Annotated in this window: 17 protein-coding genes and 1 riboswitch; of the genes, 12 read left to right on the forward strand and 5 right to left on the reverse strand. The window is 70.8% G+C overall.

Annotated features, from left to right (window positions below; genetic code table 11):
- Nucleotides 1-126 precede the first annotated feature (126 nt).
- From ACZ6Z4_RS31215 to ACZ6Z4_RS31225, 3 genes are read left to right on the forward strand one after another with little or no spacing between them, the layout of a single operon-like run.
- Nucleotides 127-843, forward strand: coding sequence for a DUF969 domain-containing protein (locus tag ACZ6Z4_RS31215; RefSeq protein WP_465572384.1), 717 nt, complete (start codon nt 127-129; stop codon nt 841-843).
- Nucleotides 840-1,817, forward strand: coding sequence for a DUF979 domain-containing protein (locus tag ACZ6Z4_RS31220; RefSeq protein ID WP_465572387.1), 978 nt, complete (start codon nt 840-842; stop codon nt 1,815-1,817). The genes ACZ6Z4_RS31215 and ACZ6Z4_RS31220 overlap by 4 nt, the downstream gene beginning before the upstream one ends.
- Complete coding sequence (locus tag ACZ6Z4_RS31225) at nt 1,817-2,752, forward strand: DUF2891 family protein (protein ID WP_465572390.1); 936 nt, start codon at nt 1,817-1,819, stop codon at nt 2,750-2,752. Before ACZ6Z4_RS31220 ends, ACZ6Z4_RS31225 begins: the two co-directional genes overlap by 1 nt.
- Here the strand turns inward: ACZ6Z4_RS31225 and car are convergent.
- Entirely contained in the window at nt 2,741-6,238 is a 3,498-nt protein-coding gene (car, locus tag ACZ6Z4_RS31230; RefSeq protein ID WP_465572394.1) for a carboxylic acid reductase, read from the reverse strand. The two genes, ACZ6Z4_RS31225 and car, sit on opposite strands and share 12 nt — an antisense overlap.
- Before the next feature lie 172 nt (nt 6,239-6,410).
- A riboswitch (FMN riboswitch) is annotated at nt 6,411-6,542 on the forward strand.
- A gap of 138 nt (nt 6,543-6,680) precedes the next feature.
- On the opposite strand from car, the gene ribD reads away from it, so the two are divergent.
- From ribD to ACZ6Z4_RS31265, 7 genes are read left to right on the forward strand one after another with little or no spacing between them, the layout of a single operon-like run.
- Nucleotides 6,681-7,676 carry a bifunctional diaminohydroxyphosphoribosylaminopyrimidine deaminase/5-amino-6-(5-phosphoribosylamino)uracil reductase RibD gene (gene ribD / locus ACZ6Z4_RS31235; RefSeq protein ID WP_465573405.1) on the forward strand — a complete coding sequence of 332 codons (996 nt, stop codon included), beginning with the start codon at nt 6,681-6,683 and terminating at the stop codon, nt 7,674-7,676.
- Complete coding sequence (locus tag ACZ6Z4_RS31240; RefSeq protein WP_465572397.1) at nt 7,677-8,300, forward strand: riboflavin synthase; 624 nt, start codon at nt 7,677-7,679, stop codon at nt 8,298-8,300.
- The gene (gene pnuC / locus ACZ6Z4_RS31245) at nt 8,297-8,968 is read left to right on the forward strand and encodes a nicotinamide riboside transporter PnuC (protein WP_465572402.1); all 672 of its coding nucleotides are present in this window, start codon (nt 8,297-8,299) and stop codon (nt 8,966-8,968) included. The genes ACZ6Z4_RS31240 and pnuC overlap by 4 nt, the downstream gene beginning before the upstream one ends.
- A gap of 3 nt (nt 8,969-8,971) precedes the next feature.
- Nucleotides 8,972-10,201 (forward strand): bifunctional 3,4-dihydroxy-2-butanone-4-phosphate synthase/GTP cyclohydrolase II, encoded by a 1,230-nt coding sequence (locus tag ACZ6Z4_RS31250; RefSeq protein WP_465572408.1) that lies wholly within the window; start codon nt 8,972-8,974, stop codon nt 10,199-10,201.
- Nucleotides 10,202-10,672: a 6,7-dimethyl-8-ribityllumazine synthase gene (gene ribH / locus ACZ6Z4_RS31255; protein ID WP_465572413.1), complete on the forward strand. Its 471-nt coding sequence runs from the start codon at nt 10,202-10,204 to the stop codon at nt 10,670-10,672.
- 6 nt (nt 10,673-10,678) lie between these two features.
- Nucleotides 10,679-11,695 (forward strand): nitronate monooxygenase, encoded by a 1,017-nt coding sequence (locus ACZ6Z4_RS31260; protein WP_465572416.1) that lies wholly within the window; start codon nt 10,679-10,681, stop codon nt 11,693-11,695.
- Nucleotides 11,696-11,742: 47 nt separating this feature from the next.
- Nucleotides 11,743-12,669 (forward strand): pyridoxal-phosphate dependent enzyme, encoded by a 927-nt coding sequence (locus tag ACZ6Z4_RS31265; protein WP_465572419.1) that lies wholly within the window; start codon nt 11,743-11,745, stop codon nt 12,667-12,669.
- 84 nt (nt 12,670-12,753) lie between these two features.
- Here ACZ6Z4_RS31265 and ACZ6Z4_RS31270 read toward each other — a convergent pair whose 3' ends face one another.
- Nucleotides 12,754-13,698 carry a hypothetical protein gene (locus ACZ6Z4_RS31270; RefSeq protein ID WP_465572422.1) on the reverse strand — a complete coding sequence of 315 codons (945 nt, stop codon included), beginning with the start codon at nt 13,696-13,698 and terminating at the stop codon, nt 12,754-12,756.
- Between the two features lie 42 nt (nt 13,699-13,740).
- The gene (locus ACZ6Z4_RS31275; protein ID WP_465572425.1) at nt 13,741-14,250 is read right to left on the reverse strand and encodes a hypothetical protein; all 510 of its coding nucleotides are present in this window, start codon (nt 14,248-14,250) and stop codon (nt 13,741-13,743) included.
- 131 nt (nt 14,251-14,381) lie between these two features.
- Between ACZ6Z4_RS31275 and ACZ6Z4_RS31280 the strand changes: the two genes are divergently transcribed.
- The gene (locus tag ACZ6Z4_RS31280; protein ID WP_465572428.1) at nt 14,382-15,356 is read left to right on the forward strand and encodes a helix-turn-helix transcriptional regulator; all 975 of its coding nucleotides are present in this window, start codon (nt 14,382-14,384) and stop codon (nt 15,354-15,356) included.
- Here the strand turns inward: ACZ6Z4_RS31280 and ACZ6Z4_RS31285 are convergent.
- Nucleotides 15,307-16,293, reverse strand: coding sequence for a P1 family peptidase (locus ACZ6Z4_RS31285; RefSeq protein WP_465572432.1), 987 nt, complete (start codon nt 16,291-16,293; stop codon nt 15,307-15,309). The two genes, ACZ6Z4_RS31280 and ACZ6Z4_RS31285, sit on opposite strands and share 50 nt — an antisense overlap.
- Before the next feature lie 19 nt (nt 16,294-16,312).
- Between ACZ6Z4_RS31285 and ACZ6Z4_RS31290 the strand changes: the two genes are divergently transcribed.
- Nucleotides 16,313-16,993 (forward strand): MBL fold metallo-hydrolase, encoded by a 681-nt coding sequence (locus ACZ6Z4_RS31290; RefSeq protein ID WP_465572438.1) that lies wholly within the window; start codon nt 16,313-16,315, stop codon nt 16,991-16,993.
- A gap of 2 nt (nt 16,994-16,995) precedes the next feature.
- Here ACZ6Z4_RS31290 and ACZ6Z4_RS31295 read toward each other — a convergent pair whose 3' ends face one another.
- Nucleotides 16,996-17,610 carry a hypothetical protein gene (locus tag ACZ6Z4_RS31295; protein WP_465572441.1) on the reverse strand — a complete coding sequence of 205 codons (615 nt, stop codon included), beginning with the start codon at nt 17,608-17,610 and terminating at the stop codon, nt 16,996-16,998.
- Nucleotides 17,611-17,658 lie beyond the last annotated feature (48 nt).

The raw sequence follows: 17,658 nt of genomic DNA on the forward strand, positions 1-17,658 counted from the left end.
CGTCAACTCCAGTACTCACGGTCACATCATAACAAGAAGTAATTTTGCTCTGATGGATTGTGGGGTTGTTCAACAATGTATACGATCGCACCGCCCGAACCACTCAGCAGAAGCGGAGGTAGTGCGGTGCTGGTCCTGATCGGAGTCCTGCTGGTGGTGGTGGGGTTCGCCCTGCGCCTGAATCCCCTGGTCGTGGTCACGGTGGCGGGCATCGCCACCGGGCTGCTCGGCGGCCTGAGTCCCGGAAAGATCCTCAACGAGTTCGGCAACGGCTTCGCCGGGAGCCGCTCGGTGACCCTGTTCATCGTGGTGCTGCCGGTGATCGGGCTGGTCGAGCGGTTCGGGCTGCAGGAGCAGTCCCGGCGGCTGATCGGCAAGCTCACCTTCCTCACCACCGGGCGCCTGCTGGCGGCGTACCAGGTGATCCGGCAGGTGACGGCCGCGGTCGGGCTGATGTCGATCGGCGGGCACGCGCAGACCGTGCGGCCGCTGATCTACCCGATGGCCGAGGGCGCCGCGGAGCGCCGGTACGGGCGGAAGCTGCCCGAGGCGGTCCAGGAGCGGATCAAGGGGCACTCGGCCGGGGTCGACAACGTCGGCGTGTTCTTCGGTGAGGACGTCTTCATCGCGGTCGGCTCGATCCTGCTGATCACCGGGTTCGTCGACTCGACGTACGGGCTGAAGCTGGACGCGCTGCACGTCGCGCTCTGGGCGATCCCGACCGCGATCTGCGCGCTGCTCATCCACGGCGCCCGAATGCTCTACTTCGACCGCCAGCTCGACCGCCTGATGGCGGTCGAGGGCGCGCCGCCGGCGATGAAGAAGAAGGAGGCCGGCCGGTGATCAAGGTCGAGTGGTTCTACTGGCTGTGCGGGCTGATCTTCCTCTTCGGCGCGGTGGTGACGCTGCGCGACACCAGCAACAGCAAGCGGTACGGCAGCGCGGCGTTCTGGGGTCTGCTCGGCGCGTCGTTCGGCTACAGCACCTTCGTGGTGAACAAGACCGCGCCGGCCTGGGTGCTCGGTCTGGTCGTGATCGCGATGACGGTCCTGGTCGGCACCGGCCAGCTCGGCCGCGGTACCGAGGTGTCGACGAGCCTCAGCGAGAAAGTCGCCGCGGCGACCAGGTTCGGCAACAAGCTGTTCGTGCCGCCGCTGGTGATCCCGCTCGGGGCGCTGATCTTCGCGGTCGGGCTGGCCAAGATCAAGGCCGGCGACCAGCCGCTGCTGGAGAAGGGCTCCGAGACGCTGATCGGGCTCGGTGTCTCGGCGGTCGCGGCGGCGATCGTCGGCGTGATCATGCTGCGTCCGCCGTCGGTCCTGACTCCGCTGAAGGAAGGCCACCGGCTGCTCGAGGTGATCGGCTGGGCGGCCGTGCTGCCGCAGATGCTGGCCACGCTCGGCCGGCTGTTCACCGACGCCGGCGTCGGGACGGCGGTCGGCAAGGTCACCACGCACGTACTGCCGGAGGGATCGCTGTTCGGCTCGGTCGTCGTGTACTGCGTGGGGATGGCGCTGTTCACGGTCATCATGGGCAACGCGTTCGCCGCCTTCCCGATCATGACCGCCGCGATCGGCTACCCGGTGCTCGTCCAGACCTTCGACGGCAACCCGGCGACGGTCTTCGCGATCGGCATGCTGGCCGGCTTCTGCGGCACGCTGACCACGCCGATGGCCGCGAACTTCAACCTGGTCCCGGCCGCGCTGCTCGACATGAAGAGCCGGTACGGACCGATCAAGGCCCAGCTGCCGACCGCGATCCCGCTGCTGGTCTGCAACATCTTCCTGATGTACTTCCTCGCCTTCGGAGTCCTGTGATGAGCCAGCGGTACGTCGAGATCGCGCTGCAGAACTTGCGGACCGAGGCGCCGCACCAGCTCGACCACGTCGCCCAGGACACCCGCGGCTACACGGTCAAGGAGCTGCACCCGGCCTTCCACACGTCGTACGACTGGCACAGTTGCGTGCACATGCACTGGCTGCTGGTCAGGTTGTTGCCTGAGGCCACCGACCCGGCGGTGATCCGGGCGGCGCTGGACCGGAACCTGACCGCGGAGGCGCTGGCGGCGGAGGCGGCGTACCTGCGCAGCTCGCCGTCGTTCGAGCGCCCGTACGGCTGGGCGTGGGCGCTGGTGCTGGCCGCGGCCGTTGCCAAGAGCCCCGATGAAGCGGCGCCGAAGTGGTCGGCCGCGATGACGCCGCTGGTCGAGGCGATCGTCGACCTGAGCGTCGAGTGGCTGGAGGGCGCCGCACGGCCGGTCCGCTCGGGCGTCCACTCCAACTCGGCGTTCGCGCTCGCCCTGCTGCTGGAGGCCGCCGAGGCTCTCGGCCAGGACAAGCTGACGCAGGCCGTCCGCGACAAGGCCCGCACCTGGTTCGAGGCCGACAGCGACTACCCGATCGCCTGGGAGCCCAGCGGCGAGGACTTCGTCTCGGCCGCGCTGTGCGAGGCCGACCTCATGCGCCGGGTCCTCACCGAGCACGAGTTCGCCGCCTGGCTGCCCGCCTTCCTCCCGGACCTGTCCGTCCTGAAGCCCGTCCAGGTCCGCTACCCGATCGACGGCCGCCAGGGCCACCTCCAGGGCCTCAACCTCACCCGAGCCTGGCAGCTCGCCGCCCTGACCGACGACGACCGCCAGGTCACCGCCCATCTCGACGCCGCCCTCCCCAGCGTCACCAGCGGCGACTTCAACCACGACCACTGGCTGGCGACGTTCGCCTACCTGGCCCAGGGCGGCGCTCTAGTCGAGTAGGCCCAGGTATCGCAGGTCGGTGATGTACTTGCGGATCAGCTCGGGGGTCACCGGCGGGATCTCGCCGGCGGCGCCGAGGTGGGCTGCTCGGACGGCGGATTCGAAGCGGTTGCTCGGGACGAGGGCGCCGCGCTGGGCCGGCCACGGGTGACGGTAGGCGTGGAGCAGCGGCAGGACCGACGCCTGTCGCTCCCGGTCGGGCAGCGCTTGGAGAGCGGTCTCGAAGCGGTCGAGCCATTCGTCGTACGCCGGGACGCGGGTGATCCGGTGGCCGGCCTCAGTCAGCCAGTCGACGTACTCGTCGAGGCCGATGCCGTCGTCGTGGGGGTTGACGACGTGGAAGGTGGTGAAGCCACCGGGGTCGCGGGCGCCGAGGGTGCTGATGGACTGGGCGACGAAATCGACCGGGAGGCCGTCGTAGTGTGATCGTTGCCGGTGGCCCTCAGCGTCCAGCTGGTAGAAGGATGTCGGTGCGACGCCGGTGGCGACCAGGCTGAGGAGCAGGCGGGCGAACAGGTCGGGGGCGTTGACCTGGCCCTGGTAGCGGTGCTCGGCGAGGATCAGGTCGCTGCGGAAAACCGAGACCGGGAGTCCGAAGCGCTCGTTGGCCTCGCGGAGCAGGACCTCGGCGGCCCACTTGCTGGTGCCGTAGCCGTCGGCGTACTCGTCGAGCAACTTGCGGGCTGGACTGATCGCCCGGATGTCCGCGTCCTCGGTGAAGTCTCCGGGCGCGATCTGCTGGCCGACGGCAACGGTCGAGACGAACACGTACGGCGTGAGCCGGCCGGTCAGCGCGATCCGGATCAGCTCGGCGGTGCCGAGCACGTTCGGGCCGAACAGCTGCTGGTACGGCAGCACATGGTTGACGAGCGCGGCCGAGTCGACGATCAGGTCGACCTCGTCGGCGAGCTGCTGCCAGCGTTCGCCGGTCAGCCCCAGCCAGGGGTCACTCTTGTCACCGGCAACGACTTCGAGCCGGTCGGCCAGCTCGAAGAAGCGTCGAGCGAACGCCGGATCACCGCCGGCGAAGACGCTCTCGAGCCGCGCCCGAGCGTCCGCGTCGTCCTTGCCGCGCACCAGGCAGATCAGCTTCCCGTCGCCACCGGCCAGCCGCTGCAACCACTCCAGCACCAGGAACCGCCCGAGATATCCGGTCGCCCCGGTCAGCAGCACAGTCCGTACGGCGCTCGCCGGCTCAGCCGTCGGTCCAGCGCTCAGCAGCTCAGGCCCGAGGAACTTGTCGAGCGTCAGCTCGCTCGCGGAGACCTCCTGCGACCCCGCGCCGTGCACCGAGGCGAACGACGGCCGCCGCGTGCTCGGGCCGCGCTCGGCGTCGATGTAGTCGGCCAGACCCTGCAGGTCCATCACCGGACTCACCACCACACCGACCGGCAGATCGACGGCGTAGATGTCGTTCAGCAGCTCGACGAAGGTCAGTGCCGACAGCGAGTCGCCGCCCTGGTCGGAGAACCGGGCGCTGGGCTGGAGCGCGTCGCCCGTCGTACCGAGCAGCGCGCTCGCGGCCCGGGTGACGGTTTCGACGGTGGGGAGCTCGGCGCCGTGCTCGCGCAGCTGCTGGATGCTCTCGGCCTGGCCGCTCGACAGCGTCGCGTACAGCTCCTCGAGCCGCGACCGGTAGAACTCGGCCAGGTTCCGCCGGGCGAGTTTGCCGACGCCGGTGAGCAGCCCGTTGTTCCGGCTGAACGGCGTGGTCTCGATCAGGAAGTCCCGCGGCAGCTCGTACGACTGCAGCCCGGCCGTCCTCGCCATCTGCTGGAACGCTTCCGCGATCGCGCTCTTGTCATCGGCGTCCGCGCGCTCGCTGGGGACGACGACCGCGAGCAGGTACGCGCGGGTGCTGTTGCCGTACAGGTAGATCTGGTGGATCAGCGGGTGGTTGCCGAAGATCGCCTCCAGCTTCGAGACCGCGACGAACTCGCCCTGCGACAGTTTCAGCACGGTGTTGCGCCGGTCGACGTACACCAACTGGTCCGGCGCGGGCTCGGCGAAGATGTCGCCGGTGTGGAACCAGCCCTCCTCGTCGGCGACCTCCGCGGTCGTCTCGGGATGCCGGTAGTAGCCGGAGAACGGCAGCCGGACCTTCACCAGCAGCTCGCCACGCGGGTGCGGCCGGTCGGACCCGAAGTACCCGAGCTCCGGTACGTCGATCAGCCGGTAGTCGACCGTCCACGGCCGGCTGACGCGCCCGTTGAAGGTGATCAGGCCGATCTCGGTCATCCCGTAGATGTCGAGCAGGTCCAGGTCGAGCAGCGAGTCCAGCCAGGTCGCGAGCTCGCTGGAGATCGCGGCCGCGGAGGTGACGGCGAGCATCTGCCGGCCGCCGAACATCCGCTGGGTCAGCTCGGCGGTCACCGTCGCCTCCAGGTCGGCCGAGTCGTCCCCGGCGGCCCGGCGGCGCGCGGTCTCGTCCTGGAACTCCTGGTACAGCACGTCCCAGGACCGCGGCACCATCGCGGTCGCGGTCGGCCGCACCAGCGCCAGGTCCTCGAGGAAGCTGGACATGTCGTTCTCCGCCGGGAAGTACGCCGTACCGCCGACCGAGAGCGTGCCGTGCAGGACATGCCGGGCCATCAGGTGGCCCATTGGCAGGTTGTTGAGGGTGATCCACGGCATCCGGCCCGGCACCGGGCGGCTGAGCAGGGGAGCGGTCCGCCAGATCTGGGCGATCTGGTTCTGGGTGAACACCACGCCCTTGGGGGTGCCGGTGCTGCCGGAGGTGTAGAGGATCAGCGCCGGGGCGTCGCCCTCGACGTCGGGGGCGGGCGGCATCGGGTGGTCGGCGCCGGCCGCGATCAGTTCGGCGACGGTCTGTACGGCGACCTGCGTTCCGGCCAGGGCGAACCGGGCGGCGGCCAGGGCGTCGGCGCCGTCGTGGATCTCGGGCCGGTGGTCGAGAACGACCAGCAGCCGGATGGTTGGGTCCTGGTTGGCCAGCTCGACAGCGGCGTCCAGCAGGTCGAGGCCGGCGGCGAGAACCGTCGACTCGGTCTCGGCGACAATCGGCAGCAGCCGGTCCACCGGTACGCCGAGCGGCAGCGACGCGGTGACTGCGCCGAGCGCGGTCGCCGCCAGCTCGACGACCGTGTAGTCGACGCCGGTGAACCCGAGGAAGCTGATCCGGTCACCCGCGCCCAGCGCACCGCCCGAGCCCAGCGCGGCGGCGACCGCCCGCAGGCGCTCCGCGACCTCGCCGTACGTCGCGGAGGTGCTGTACGCCGCCAGCTTGTCGGCCCGATTCCGCCCCGTGGCCGGATCGGTCGACAGCTGGACGGTGCGCTCGGCGAACGCGGGCCGGTCGGCGTACGCGGTCAGTACGACGTCGAGCAGCTCCCGCACCCCGAGGTCCGGTCGCTGGAGCGCCTCCTCGACGGCCGCGTCGGGGAAGGCTGCGGCGAACTGCGGGTCGTCGGCCAGCAGGTCGGCCAGCCGCTGGGTGGTGCGGTCGGCGCGGGATTCGACGGACACGGTGGGGCCTCCGGACCTGGTCGGGGTGGTAGCACTGCCGAGTCTGTCCGGGCCGCATAGGCGTTTGGTATACGGCTGTTCACCCCCAGGCGGCGGTCGCGCGTCCAGGTGATGGAGGCAACAACCCGGGCGTTGGCCGACGGCGTACACTTCAAGGACGAGTGAACCCACTCGCGTGCTCCGGGGTCGGTGTAATTCCGAGCCGGCGGTGACAGTCCGCGACCCGGTCGATGCAGTTCGTCGGCCGGTTGACCTGGTGGAATTCCAGGACCGACGGTGAAAGTCCGGATGGGAGGCGCACGCGATCGGTGTGCGCCGTCCTGCCTGCGCGGCAGTGGCGGAGCGTGCCGGTTGTCACAGACCCCGGAAGTGCGTCCGTGACAACGAGGGACCGTCTGTGAACAACGCCGTGACTGGTTTCGGGCCGGTCGACGTCGCCTGGATGCGGCGCGCGGTCGAGCTCGCCGCGCGCGGGATCGGCAGCACGCACCCCAACCCCGTGGTCGGCTGCGTGATCACCGGCCGCGACGGCCTCCCGGTCGGCGAGGGGTACCACCAGCAGGCCGGTGGGCCGCACGCCGAGGTGAACGCGCTCCGGATGGCCGGCGAGCGCGCCCGCGGCGGGACGGCGTACGTGACGCTGGAGCCCTGCAACCACACCGGCCGGACCGGCCCGTGCGCGGACGCGCTGATCGAGGCCGGGATCGCCCGCGTCGTGTACGCCGTACCGGACCCGAACGCGCAGGCCGCCGGCGGCGCCGCCAAGCTGCGCGGCAAGAACATCCGGGTCGAGCAGGGCGTGCTCCAGGCCGAGGCCGAGGACGTGAACCACGTCTGGCTGCACAGCGTCCGGACCGGCCGCCCGTTCGTGACCTGGAAGTTCGCCACCACGCTCGACGGCCGCAGCGCCGCCAAGGACCGGTCGAGCAAGTGGATCACCGGCGCCGCCGCCCGCGCCGACGTGCACCGCAAGCGCGCCGAGTGCGACGCGATCGCGGTCGGCACCCAGACCGTGCTGGTCGACGACCCGGAGCTGACCGTGCGCGACGAGCACGACCAGCCGCTGCCCCGGCAGCCGCTGCGCGTCGTCGTCGGCGACCGGGAGATCCCGGAGACCGCGCGGGTCCGCAACGACCGGGCGCCGACGCTGCTGCTCCCGACCCACGACCCCGCCGAGGTGCTGAGGCAGCTCGACGACCACCAGATCCGCCACCTGTGGCTCGAGGGCGGGCCGACGCTGGCCGCCGCCTTCCTGCGCGCCGGGCTGGTCGACCAGATCGTCGCGTACGTCGCCCCGGCGCTGCTCGGGTCGGGCTTCTCCGCGGTCGGCGACCTGGGCACGGAATCTATCGACCACCTGCGGCGCTTCACCCTTGCGGACGTCACTCGCCTTGGCGACGACGTCCGGCTCACCCTGACTCCCCTGGGAGGGAAGTAGATGTTCACCGGAATCGTCGAAGAGCTCGGGACCGTCGAGTCGCTCGACCTGCTGGAGGGCGACGCGGCCCGGCTCACCATCCGCGGCCCCAAGGTCACCGAGGACGCCGGTCACGGCGACTCGATCGCGGTCAACGGCTGCTGCCTGACCGTCGTCGAGACCGGTGACGGCACCTTCACCGCCGACGTGATGCGCGAGACGCTGCGCCGGACCAGCCTGGGCGGTGTCGAGAAGGGCTCGACGGTCAACCTGGAGCGCGCTGTCACGGCGCACGAGCGGCTCGGCGGGCACATCGTCCAGGGCCACGTCGACGGCGTCGGCACGATCGCGAGCCGCGAGCCCGCCGAGCACTGGGAGGTCGTCCGGGTGGCGGCCGGCCCGGAGCTGCTCCGGTACGTCGCGGAGAAGGGCTCGATCGCGGTCGACGGGGTCTCGCTGACCGTCACCGACGTCGACGACGCGACCACGACGTTCGGGATCAGCCTGATCCCGACCACGCTGGAGCTGACCGTGCTCGGGCGGAACAAGATCGGCGACACCGTCAACCTCGAGGTCGACGTGATCGCGAAGTACGTCGAGCGGTTGCTGACCGCTCCGAAGAGTGTTGCCGGAGGCAACGAATGATCGACTGGCTGCTGCACGAGCAGGTCACCGTCGCCGGGTCGCCGGTGCTGGTGCGTGAGATCGTCGGGAACGTGTTCGGCCTGGCCAGCGCGCTGTTCGGGATGCGCCGGCTGGTGTCGGCGTGGCCGGTCGGCATCGTCGGCAACGTGCTGCTGTTCACGGTCTTCGTCGGCGGGCTGTTCGACACCCCGCAGGACAAGGACCTCTGGGGCCAGGCCGGCCGCCAGGTCTTCTTCGCGCTGGTCAGCCTGTACGGCTGGTACCGCTGGTACCAGACCCGGCACGGCGGCGCCAAGACCGGTGTCCAGCCGCGCTGGGCGTCGGCCCGGGAGCGGCTGGAGATGCTCGGCGCGGCGGTCGTGCTCTACGCGATCTCGTACTTCGTCCTGCGTGAGCTCGGCTCCTGGGGTCCGCAGTGGGACGCCTGGATCCTGACCGGGTCGATCCTGGCGACGTACGGGATGGCCCGCGGGTTCGTCGAGTTCTGGCTGGTCTGGATCGCCGTCGACGTGGTCGGCGTACCGCTGCTGGTACAGGCCAAGTTCTACCCGTCGGCGGCGATGTACGTGATCTACGGACTGTTCTGCGTGCTCGGCTTCGTGGCCTGGTGGCGGATCGACAAGCGGGAGGCCGTCCCGGCCGCCCCCGAACCAGTGGTGGTGGGTTAGACGATGGGCGAGGTGCTGAAGCTCGACACGATCGAGCACGCGATCGACGAGATCCGGGCCGGGCGCGCGGTGATCGTGGTCGACGACGAGGACCGCGAGAACGAGGGCGACCTGATCTTCGCCGCCTCCAAGGCGACGCCGGAGCTGCTCGCGTTCCTGATCCGGCACAGCTCGGGCGTGGTCTGCGTCCCGATGGAGGGGGCCGAGCTGGACCGGCTCGGCATCCCGCTGATGACCCCGCACAACCGCGAGAAGCTGCGCACGGCGTACACGATCTCGGTGGACGCCCGCGACAACATCGCCACCGGGATCTCCGCGGCCGACCGGGCCAGGACGATCCGGGTGCTGGCCGACTCGGCGTCGGAGCCGTTCGACCTGGTCCAGCCCGGGCACGTGTTCCCGCTGCGGGCGCGCGACGGTGGTGTCCTGGTCCGCCCGGGGCACACCGAGGCGTCGATCGACCTGGCCCGGCTGGCCGGGCTGCGGCCGTCCGCGGTGATCTCCGAGCTGGTCAACGACGACGGCTCGATGAAGCGCGGCGCGGAGCTGCGCGCGTTCGCCGACGAGCACGGCCTGGTGCTGGTCTCGATCGCGGACCTGATCGCCTACCGGCGGCGGACCGAGCGCCAGATCGAGCGGGTCGCGACCACCACCCTGCCCACCCGGTACGGCGACTTCGTTGCCCACGGCTACAAGAACACCGTCGACGGGTCGGAGCAGCTGGCGCTGGTCCGCGGCGAGATCGGGGACGGTCCGACGCTGGTCCGGCTGCACTCGGAGTGCCTGACCGGGGACGTCTTCGGCTCGCTGCGCTGCGACTGCGGCCCGCAGCTCGACGAGGCGATGCGGCAGGTCGCCGCCGAAGGTGGTGTGGTGGTCTACCTGCGTGGTCACGAGGGCCGCGGGATCGGGCTGCTGCACAAGCTCCAGGCCTACGAGTTGCAGGACGCCGGCCGCGACACGGTCGACGCCAACCTGGACCTCGGGCTGCCCGCCGACGCCCGCGACTACGGCACCGGCGCGCAGATCCTGGCCGACCTGGGCATCACCTCGGTGAAGCTGATCACCAACAACCCGGACAAGCTGACCGGCGTCCAGGGCTACGGGATCGACGTGGTCGAGCGCCGCTCGATCGAGATCGACCCGACCGAGCACAACCTGCGCTACCTGCGCACCAAGCGCGACCGGATGGGCCACTACCTGCCCACCGGCACCGACGAGAAGGGACTGTAGATGTCGGGCAGTGGAGCACCCACGATCGAGACGCCGCGGGTGGAGGGCGCCCGGGTCGCGGTGGTCGCCGCGCAGTGGCACCCGAAGGTGACCGACGCGCTGGTGGCCGGCGCCGTGCGCGCGCTCGACGAGTCCGGCGTCACCGACTACACGGTGATCCGGGTGCCGGGGTCGTTCGAGCTGCCGGTGACGGCGCTGCACGCGGCGAAGGCCGGGTACGACGCGGTGGTGGCGCTGGGCGTCGTGATCCGTGGGGACACGCCGCACTTCGAGTACGTCTGCCAGGCCGCGACGAACGGGCTGATGGAGGTCGGGATGAGCACCGGCGTACCGGTCGGGTTCGGGCTGCTGACCTGCGACAACGACCCGCAGGCGCTCGACCGGGCCGGACTGCCGGACTCGCGCGAGGACAAGGGGTACGAGTCGACGCAGGCGGCGCTGGTGACGCTGGCCGCGATCAAGGGTCTCTGAGTCCCGATGGCTGGTTCCTGGACGGCGTCGGCGCTGCCGGTGATCGGGGCGCCGATGGCCGGCGGGGCCACGACGCCTGCGCTGGTCGCGGCGGTCTCGGCCGCGGGTGGGTTCGGGTTTCTCGCCGGGGGTTACAAGACGCCTGAGACACTGGGTGCTGAGATGGCCTCCGTTGATGTGCCGTTCGGGGTGAACCTGTTCGTGCCGGGGCGGTCGGGGCTGACCGAGGCCGCGTTCCGGCGGTATGCGGAGGAGCTGGCGCCGGAGGGGTCGGCGTACGGGCTGGATCTGGCGGCGGCGCCGATGGTGGCGGACGACGATGATCACTGGGCGGCGAAGATCGCGCTGCTGGTGGAGCGGCCGGTGGAGTTCGTGAGCTTCACGTTCGGGTTGCCCAGCGCTGAGGTGGTGGGGGCGCTGACCGGGGTTGGGACGCAGGTGCTGGCGACAGTCACGTCGGTTGACGAGGCTCGGGCGGCAGTGCAGCTGGGGGTGCACGGATTGATTGCCCAGGGCACAGAAGCCGGCGGCCACAGCGGGACCCACACCCCGGAGAAGCCGGCCGTCGTCTCGCTGCGGGCGCTGGTCGAGCAGGTAGTTGCGGAAACCACAGTGCCGGTCATCGCGGCAGGCGGAATCTCCAAGTCCTCGCAGGTGCGTGACCTGTTGGACCTCGGATCCTCAGCCGTTGCCGTCGGCACCGTCCTGTTGCGGACCGACGAGAGCGGCGCGAGCGCCGTCCACAAGGACGCGCTCGCAGCGGCCGGGGCTGATCGGACCGTCATCACGCGGGCGTTCACCGGGCGGCCGGCGCGGGGGATCCGGAACGGCTTCATCGAGCGGCACGAGGCGGGGGCGCCGCTCGGGTATCCGGAGATTCATCACCTGACCCGGCCGTTGCGCGCTGCTGCCGCTGCCGCTGGGGAGCCGGATCAGGTGCATCTGTGGGCGGGGACGGGCTATGCCGACGCGCGGACTGGACCGGCCGGCGACGTCATCGCAGCACTCGCGGCCGGCGCCTAGGGCGGGTCGCGGATGACCTTGTCCGAGCGAGCTGTGGAGGAGAACGCATGAAGGTTTCACTCGGGACCTGGCCGACGCCGCTCGAGCACGCGCCGCGACTTGCCGCTGCGATCGGGCTGACCGATCTGTGGCTGAAGCGCGACGACCTCGGCGGGTTGGGGGCTGGGGGCAACAAAACCCGGAAGCTGGAGTGGACGCTCGGCGCGGCGCTCGCTGAAGGTGCGCAGACGGTGGTCACGACGGGAGCGCCGCAGAGCAACCATGCCCGGCTGACCGCCGCGGCGGCGGCGCGGCTCGGGCTGCGCGCCGTACTGGTGTTTCCTGGTGAAGCCGGTGCGTCGCGGTCGGGCAATCTCGCGCTGGACGGGTTGTTCGGGGCGCGGGTCGTGTGGGCGGGGGAGCGCGATCGGGCGGAGGTCGCGGCGGAGATCGTCGCCGAGTCGGCGACGACCGCGCTGATCCCGTTCGGCGGATCCAATGCGTTGGGGGCGCAGGGGTACGTCGAGTGCGGGCAGGAGCTGAAGCAGCAGTTGCCGGAGTTCACGACGGCGGTCGTCGCGCTGGGCTCCGGCGGGACGATGGCTGGCTTGGTCGCCGAGCTGGGGCCGGAGCGGGTGCTCGGCGTCGACACCGGCGCGCTGGCCGATCCGGTCGCGGTGGTCGCGGAACTGGCGAGCGAGGTCTCCGGCCGGACGATCGCCCCTGACGAGTTGCGCGTACGCCGGGAGCAGGTCGGCCTCGGCTACCCGCACTTCACCAAGGAGTCCGCGGCCGCGCTGACCGTTGCCGCGCGCACCGAAGGTGTCGTGCTCGACCCGATCTACACCGGGCGCGCGATGGCCGGGCTGATCGCCGCGGTCGAGGACGGGACGCTGCGGCCGGGCGACCGGCCGGTGTTCGTGCACACCGGCGGCCTCCCGGGCTTCTTCGGCAACGCCGACGCCGTCGCGTACGCGGAGTCGCACCTCAACTAGGCGGACCGGCTTGTTCGACCCGAGCCCGCGGGCAGCGGGCTCCCCGGCGCCCTCTCGGCGGGCTGACGCGTCGCGACGCCGCCGCTAGCTGGTGCGGGTGTGCGTCATCTCCCAGTTCGGCACCCACGTCTCCCCGCCGTCCGTCGAGAACGACTGCTGCCAGCTCGCCTGCTGATCGCCCGGCGTCCACCGGAAGCGCACGTCGATCTCCTGCCCCTCCCACACGTCCGGCCCCTCGAAGATCCCGACGCCGTCGGTGAACGAACCCACCACCGGAGTCTCCAGCTGCCCACGCTGGCTGTTGACCCAGTAGATCGACCACTGACCAGTCGCCGGGTTGAAGACGCGGAACGTCGCCCCCTGGAAGTTCAGCGACGGGAACCACCCCTCGTCGAAGCTGATCGCGCCGTCGAAGTACGACCAGACCTGCATCTTCGACTCCAGCTCGTACCACTCGGCCGGCTCCCCGAGCGCGGGCCGGCGCCGGCGGTTGTGCATGTCCCAGCTGCCGACCAGGAAGTCGAAGTCGCCGGTCACCTTCGGGACCTCGGGCGCGGGTGGTGCGGTCTCGCGGCGGGTGAAGTCCATCGTCCAGTTCAGCTCCCAGGTCTCACCGCCGTCCGCGGAGAACGACTGCTCCCAGTGCGCGGTCGTGTCGGTGATGTCCGACCAGCTGTAGCTGACCAGCACCGGCCGGCCGTCGTGCGTGTCCTCGCCGATCAGCCGGCACGAACCGTCGTCCCACTTGCCACGCACCGGCGGGAACACCTCGCAGGTCCTGCTGTTCACCCAGTAGATCGACCACTCCTCGGTCGTCGGGTCGAACAGCCGCAGCGAGAACCCGTACGAGCCCTTGGTCGGAAACTGCGTCTCGTCGAGACTGATCGCCCCGTCGAAGTGCGTCCGCGCGCTGCACGTCCCGGCGTACTCCTCCCACTCGTCACTCCCGCTCAGCGGCTTGAGCAGCTGCCGGTGCCGCACGTCGAAGTACCCGTTGAAGAAGTCGAAATCGCTGGTCACTTTGTCCATGCCCCGACCTTCCCAGCGAAACCTGACAGGTCGTGGCAGTGTTTATCCGGCAGTCAGGAGATCCCGGCGCCGCCGCAGCCGGCGCGGCGCGTGCCACTGGTCGACCAGGCCGGCCGTCCACAGCGCCGCGAGCAGCACACCGGCCCGGTTCCCGGCCGCGATGTTGAACCCGGCGATCGCGAGGTTGAGCCCGAACACGACCGTCATCCACCGGCGGGCGCGGAGCAGAGTGCGCAGCCGGAGGTCGACCAGGTCCAGGGCGGTGGCGCGGATGTCGGGCCGGGTGGGCACCGGGCCGCGCCAGGCGGCTCGGCGTGCCGCCTTCCAGTCGGCGACCGGCAGTGCGGCGAGGGTCTGACGCAGTTCGCGGCGGGGCCTGCGCGAGCCGAGGGCCATCGCGATGCCGACGAGCAGTCCGGCCGCTCCGCCCCCGATGAGCGCGGCCGGCGTCGTGTCGCCGGAGACCTTGATCATGACGGCGAGCGCGATACCGAACGGGACTCCGGCGAGCAGTCCGATCGTCCAGGTCGGTGCCTGCAGCAGCCTGTGCATCCGCGTCATCTTGCCGGGTGCGGCGCGGCGGCGCGAGTGGAATGCACGTTGCTGCAGTCTCCTCGGCCGACCGCAGGTGCGGAACCCAAACCTGACAGATCGTGGCAGTGTTCGGGCGTAGGGTCTGGGGCGTGCGTTCGAGTCGGTTGTTGTCGATCCTGCTGTTGCTGCAGACGCGGCGGCAGTTGACGGCGCGTGAGCTGGCAGACGAGCTCGAGGTGTCGTTGCGGACGATCTACCGGGACGTCGAGGCGCTCGCGGCGGCCGGCGTACCGGTGTACGCTGATCAGGGGCGGGCCGGCGGTTATCGGCTGGTCGACGGGTATCGGACTCGGCTCACCGGGCTGACCGAGCAGGAAGCGGCGGCGCTGTTCCTCGTGGGGATGCCGGGGCCGGCCGCCGCGCTCGGGCTGACGGCGGAGACGTCGGCGGCGGAGCTGAAGCTGCTCGCGGCGCTGGCTCCGGATCAGCGTGACCGCGCCGGGCGGTTGAAGAACCGGTTCTACCTGGACATGCCCGCCTGGTACTCCGACGCCGAGGACTCGCCGCAGCTCGCGCCGATTGCCGAGGCCGTGCTGCACGATCGGCGCGTCAAGGTGCTCTACCGGCGCTGGGAGGCGCCGCGTGAGGTCGAGCGGGTGCTCGACCCGTACGGGCTCGTGCTCAAGAACGGGAGCTGGTACGTCGTCGCGGCCGCGGGTGCGGCGGTGCGCACGTACCGGGTGTCGAACATCCTCGAGCTGACGATCACCGAGGAGGAGTTCAGCCGGCCGCGCGGGTTCGACCTGGCGACGGTGTGGCGGGAGCACCTGGAGGAGTTCGACCAGCGGCGGTTCACCGGGACCGCGACGGTCAGGGCGTCGGCGGGGCTGGTGCGGCGGTTGAAGGACGTGTCGTTTCCCCTGCTGGTGAAGGCGATCGAGGGCGTCGAGCCGGAAGCCGACGGGACCGTGACCGTGGAGGTGCCGATCGAGTCGGTGGGCAACGCGGCGTCGCAGTTCATCCGGCACGGCGACGAGCTGGAGGTGCTCGCACCGGAGGAGGTGCGGGCCGAGATCAGGCGGTTGGCGACGACGGTGGCTGCGCTCTATCCCGCGCCGCGGTGATCAGCTCGTGCGGTACGGCGTACTGGGTCCGGCCTTTGTAGCCGGTGGTCGTGCGGGCGGCGACGAGGGAGTTGAGCAGCGCCTCTTCGACGGCCTCGAGGGTGGCCTGGAAGACCGGGCGGAGGTCGCGGTCGGGCATCGGTGGCTGGTGCGTCGTCGCGAAGGCGATCGCGTAGTCGCCGCTGCCGGGGGCGTAGTCGGAGCCGATCAGGCCGAGCCCGAAGATCGCGCGGCGGGCGACGCGGCCGAGCCGGCGGGCGTCGAGCGGGAGGTCGGTGGCGACGACGATCATGCAGGAGTTGCCGTCGGGTTCGCGCGGGGGCGCGGGGATCTTGGTGCCGAGGATCTGGAGGGTGCCGGAGAAGTTGGACTGCACGAGCACACCGATGGTGCCGAGGTCAGTGCGCCGGGACGACGTTCCAATACCTGCCTTGAAGCCAAGAGCACACGTTCCGGTGCCGGCTCCTACGCAACCTTCCTCGGGGAGGTCGGCTGAGGCTGACGTGAGCGCGTCGAGCACGTGCTGCTCGGTGATCGGGCGGCGGCGGATGTCGGACAGGTAACCGTCGTTGGTCTCGCCGACGACCGGGTTGAGGCTGATCGCCTGCGGGTCGCGCTCCAGCAAGTAGGTCAGCAGCGCGTCCGCGGCCCGGAAGACCGAGAGCGTCCCGGTGAGCACGATCGGCGTCTCCAGCAGCCCGAGCTCCTCCAGCTGCGTCGACCCCACCAGCTTGCCATAGCCGTTGCCCACAGCAACAGCTGCCGGGAGGCCGCCGGTCACCCCGGCGGGGACGATCGCGGTGACCCCGGTCTGGAGGTCGCCGTCCGCGAGCGTCGTCTGCCCGACCAGCACTCCGGGGACGTCGGTGATCGCGTTCAGCGCCCCGGTCGGCAGGGTCCCGATCGCCACACCCAGGTCGCGCGCTCTCGTCTGCATGCGCACTATCGTCGTCCAGATGGAGCTGGAACATGTCGCCGGGCGGGTCTGGATCTACCCGCACGACCCCGATCCCGAGGCGATCGGCGCCGCGGTCGGCGTGATCGCGGACGAGCGCGGGTCGGTGCTGATCGACGCGGGCAACAGTCCGGCGCACGGTCGCGTCGTACGGCGTGCCGTCGAGGCCGCGGGGCTGCCGGCGCCGCGGTGGTTGGTGTTCACGCATCACCACTGGGACCACACCTGGGGTGCCGCGGCGTGGGAGGACGTGGAGATCGTGGCGCACGCTTCGGCGACAGCGATCCTGAAGGCGGAGGCCGAGCGGCCGTGGAGCCATCAGTACCTGCACGACCAGGTGCGGGAGAACCCCAAGCTCGGGCCGAGCTTCCGGGCGCGGGCGCTCGCCGTACCGGACTTCTCCGAGCTGCGGATCGTCGCGCCGGACACGACGTTCGAGGAGACGCTGACGCTGCCGACCGGGGTGGAGCTCCGGTACGTCGGGGGCCGGCACGCGCCGGACTCGATCGTTGCCGTGGACCCCGAGTCGGACGTGATGCTGCTCGGGGACTGCTACTACCCGCCGCCGTTCCATCTGCGGACCGAGGAGGACACGACGGACTTCGCGATGGCGCGGCGGTTGCTGGGGGAGAGGCACGCGTACTACGTGGACGCCCACTCGGCGCCGCGGAAGCTGCGCTGAGCTCAGCGGACTGCAACACCCATCGGTGTGCCTGACACCTCGGCCAACGCGTTCGCCACCGTCCGCGCGTTCGCCTGGAACTCCTCCTCCGGCACCGGCGGCAGGATGTCGCCCCACACCGACAGCAGCGGCCCGCGCAGCTGCTGCATCCCCACCGGGCGGGCGAAGAACCACACGTGGAAGTGCTCGCTGCCGTCGCCGAAGCGGCTGAAGTGCGTCCGCCCGACGCCCTCGATCCGCCCGACCGCGCCCGCGACCCGCTGGATCATCGGGCCGAGATCAGCGACCAGCTCAGGCGCCAGGTCGTCCAGCCGGTAGTGCTCGCGGGGCAGCAGCAGCGCGACCATCTGCAGCCCGGTCGGCTCGAAACCGGCCTTGACGACCCACCGCTCGTCCGCCCAGATCGCCAGCCCGTCCGGGTCGCTGCAGGTCGGGCACGGCGCGCCGCCCTCCTCACCCGCCCGCGGCGGCTCGGGCAGCACCGGCTCGTCCAGTACGACGACCTGCACGTCGCCGTCGAAGGCGAAGAAGGGGCTGCCGAGCAGCGGTGCGGGCGACACGCGTTCGCCGTACGGGAGGCGCTGGTGGTAGGCGGTCGGGCGCTGTGGCGAGTTCATGACCGAACTCTGCCTGCTGCCGGGCGCGACCGTCACGGGTATTACCGT

The sequence above is a fragment of the Kribbella sp. NPDC104740 genome (assembly GCF_055583505.1).

Excerpts from the sequence above, each read along its gene's own strand:
- ACZ6Z4_RS31225 (WP_465572390.1), top strand. The coding sequence starts at position 1,817 with ATGAGCCAGCGGTACGTCGAGATCGCGCTGCAGAACTTGCGGACCGAG.
- ribD (WP_465573405.1), top strand. The coding sequence starts at position 6,681 with ATGCGGCGCGCGGTCGAGCTCGCCGCGCGCGGGATCGGCAGCACGCAC.
- ACZ6Z4_RS31240 (WP_465572397.1), top strand. The coding sequence starts at position 7,677 with ATGTTCACCGGAATCGTCGAAGAGCTCGGGACCGTCGAGTCGCTCGAC.
- pnuC (WP_465572402.1), top strand. The coding sequence starts at position 8,297 with ATGATCGACTGGCTGCTGCACGAGCAGGTCACCGTCGCCGGGTCGCCG.
- ACZ6Z4_RS31250 (WP_465572408.1), top strand. The coding sequence starts at position 8,972 with ATGGGCGAGGTGCTGAAGCTCGACACGATCGAGCACGCGATCGACGAG.
- ribH (WP_465572413.1), top strand. The coding sequence starts at position 10,202 with ATGTCGGGCAGTGGAGCACCCACGATCGAGACGCCGCGGGTGGAGGGC.
- ACZ6Z4_RS31260 (WP_465572416.1), top strand. The coding sequence starts at position 10,679 with ATGGCTGGTTCCTGGACGGCGTCGGCGCTGCCGGTGATCGGGGCGCCG.
- ACZ6Z4_RS31265 (WP_465572419.1), top strand. The coding sequence starts at position 11,743 with ATGAAGGTTTCACTCGGGACCTGGCCGACGCCGCTCGAGCACGCGCCG.
- ACZ6Z4_RS31270 (WP_465572422.1), bottom strand. The coding sequence starts at position 13,698 with ATGGACAAAGTGACCAGCGATTTCGACTTCTTCAACGGGTACTTCGAC.
- ACZ6Z4_RS31275 (WP_465572425.1), bottom strand. The coding sequence starts at position 14,250 with ATGCACAGGCTGCTGCAGGCACCGACCTGGACGATCGGACTGCTCGCC.
- ACZ6Z4_RS31285 (WP_465572432.1), bottom strand. The coding sequence starts at position 16,293 with ATGCAGACGAGAGCGCGCGACCTGGGTGTGGCGATCGGGACCCTGCCG.
- ACZ6Z4_RS31290 (WP_465572438.1), top strand. The coding sequence starts at position 16,313 with ATGGAGCTGGAACATGTCGCCGGGCGGGTCTGGATCTACCCGCACGAC.
- ACZ6Z4_RS31295 (WP_465572441.1), bottom strand. The coding sequence starts at position 17,610 with ATGAACTCGCCACAGCGCCCGACCGCCTACCACCAGCGCCTCCCGTAC.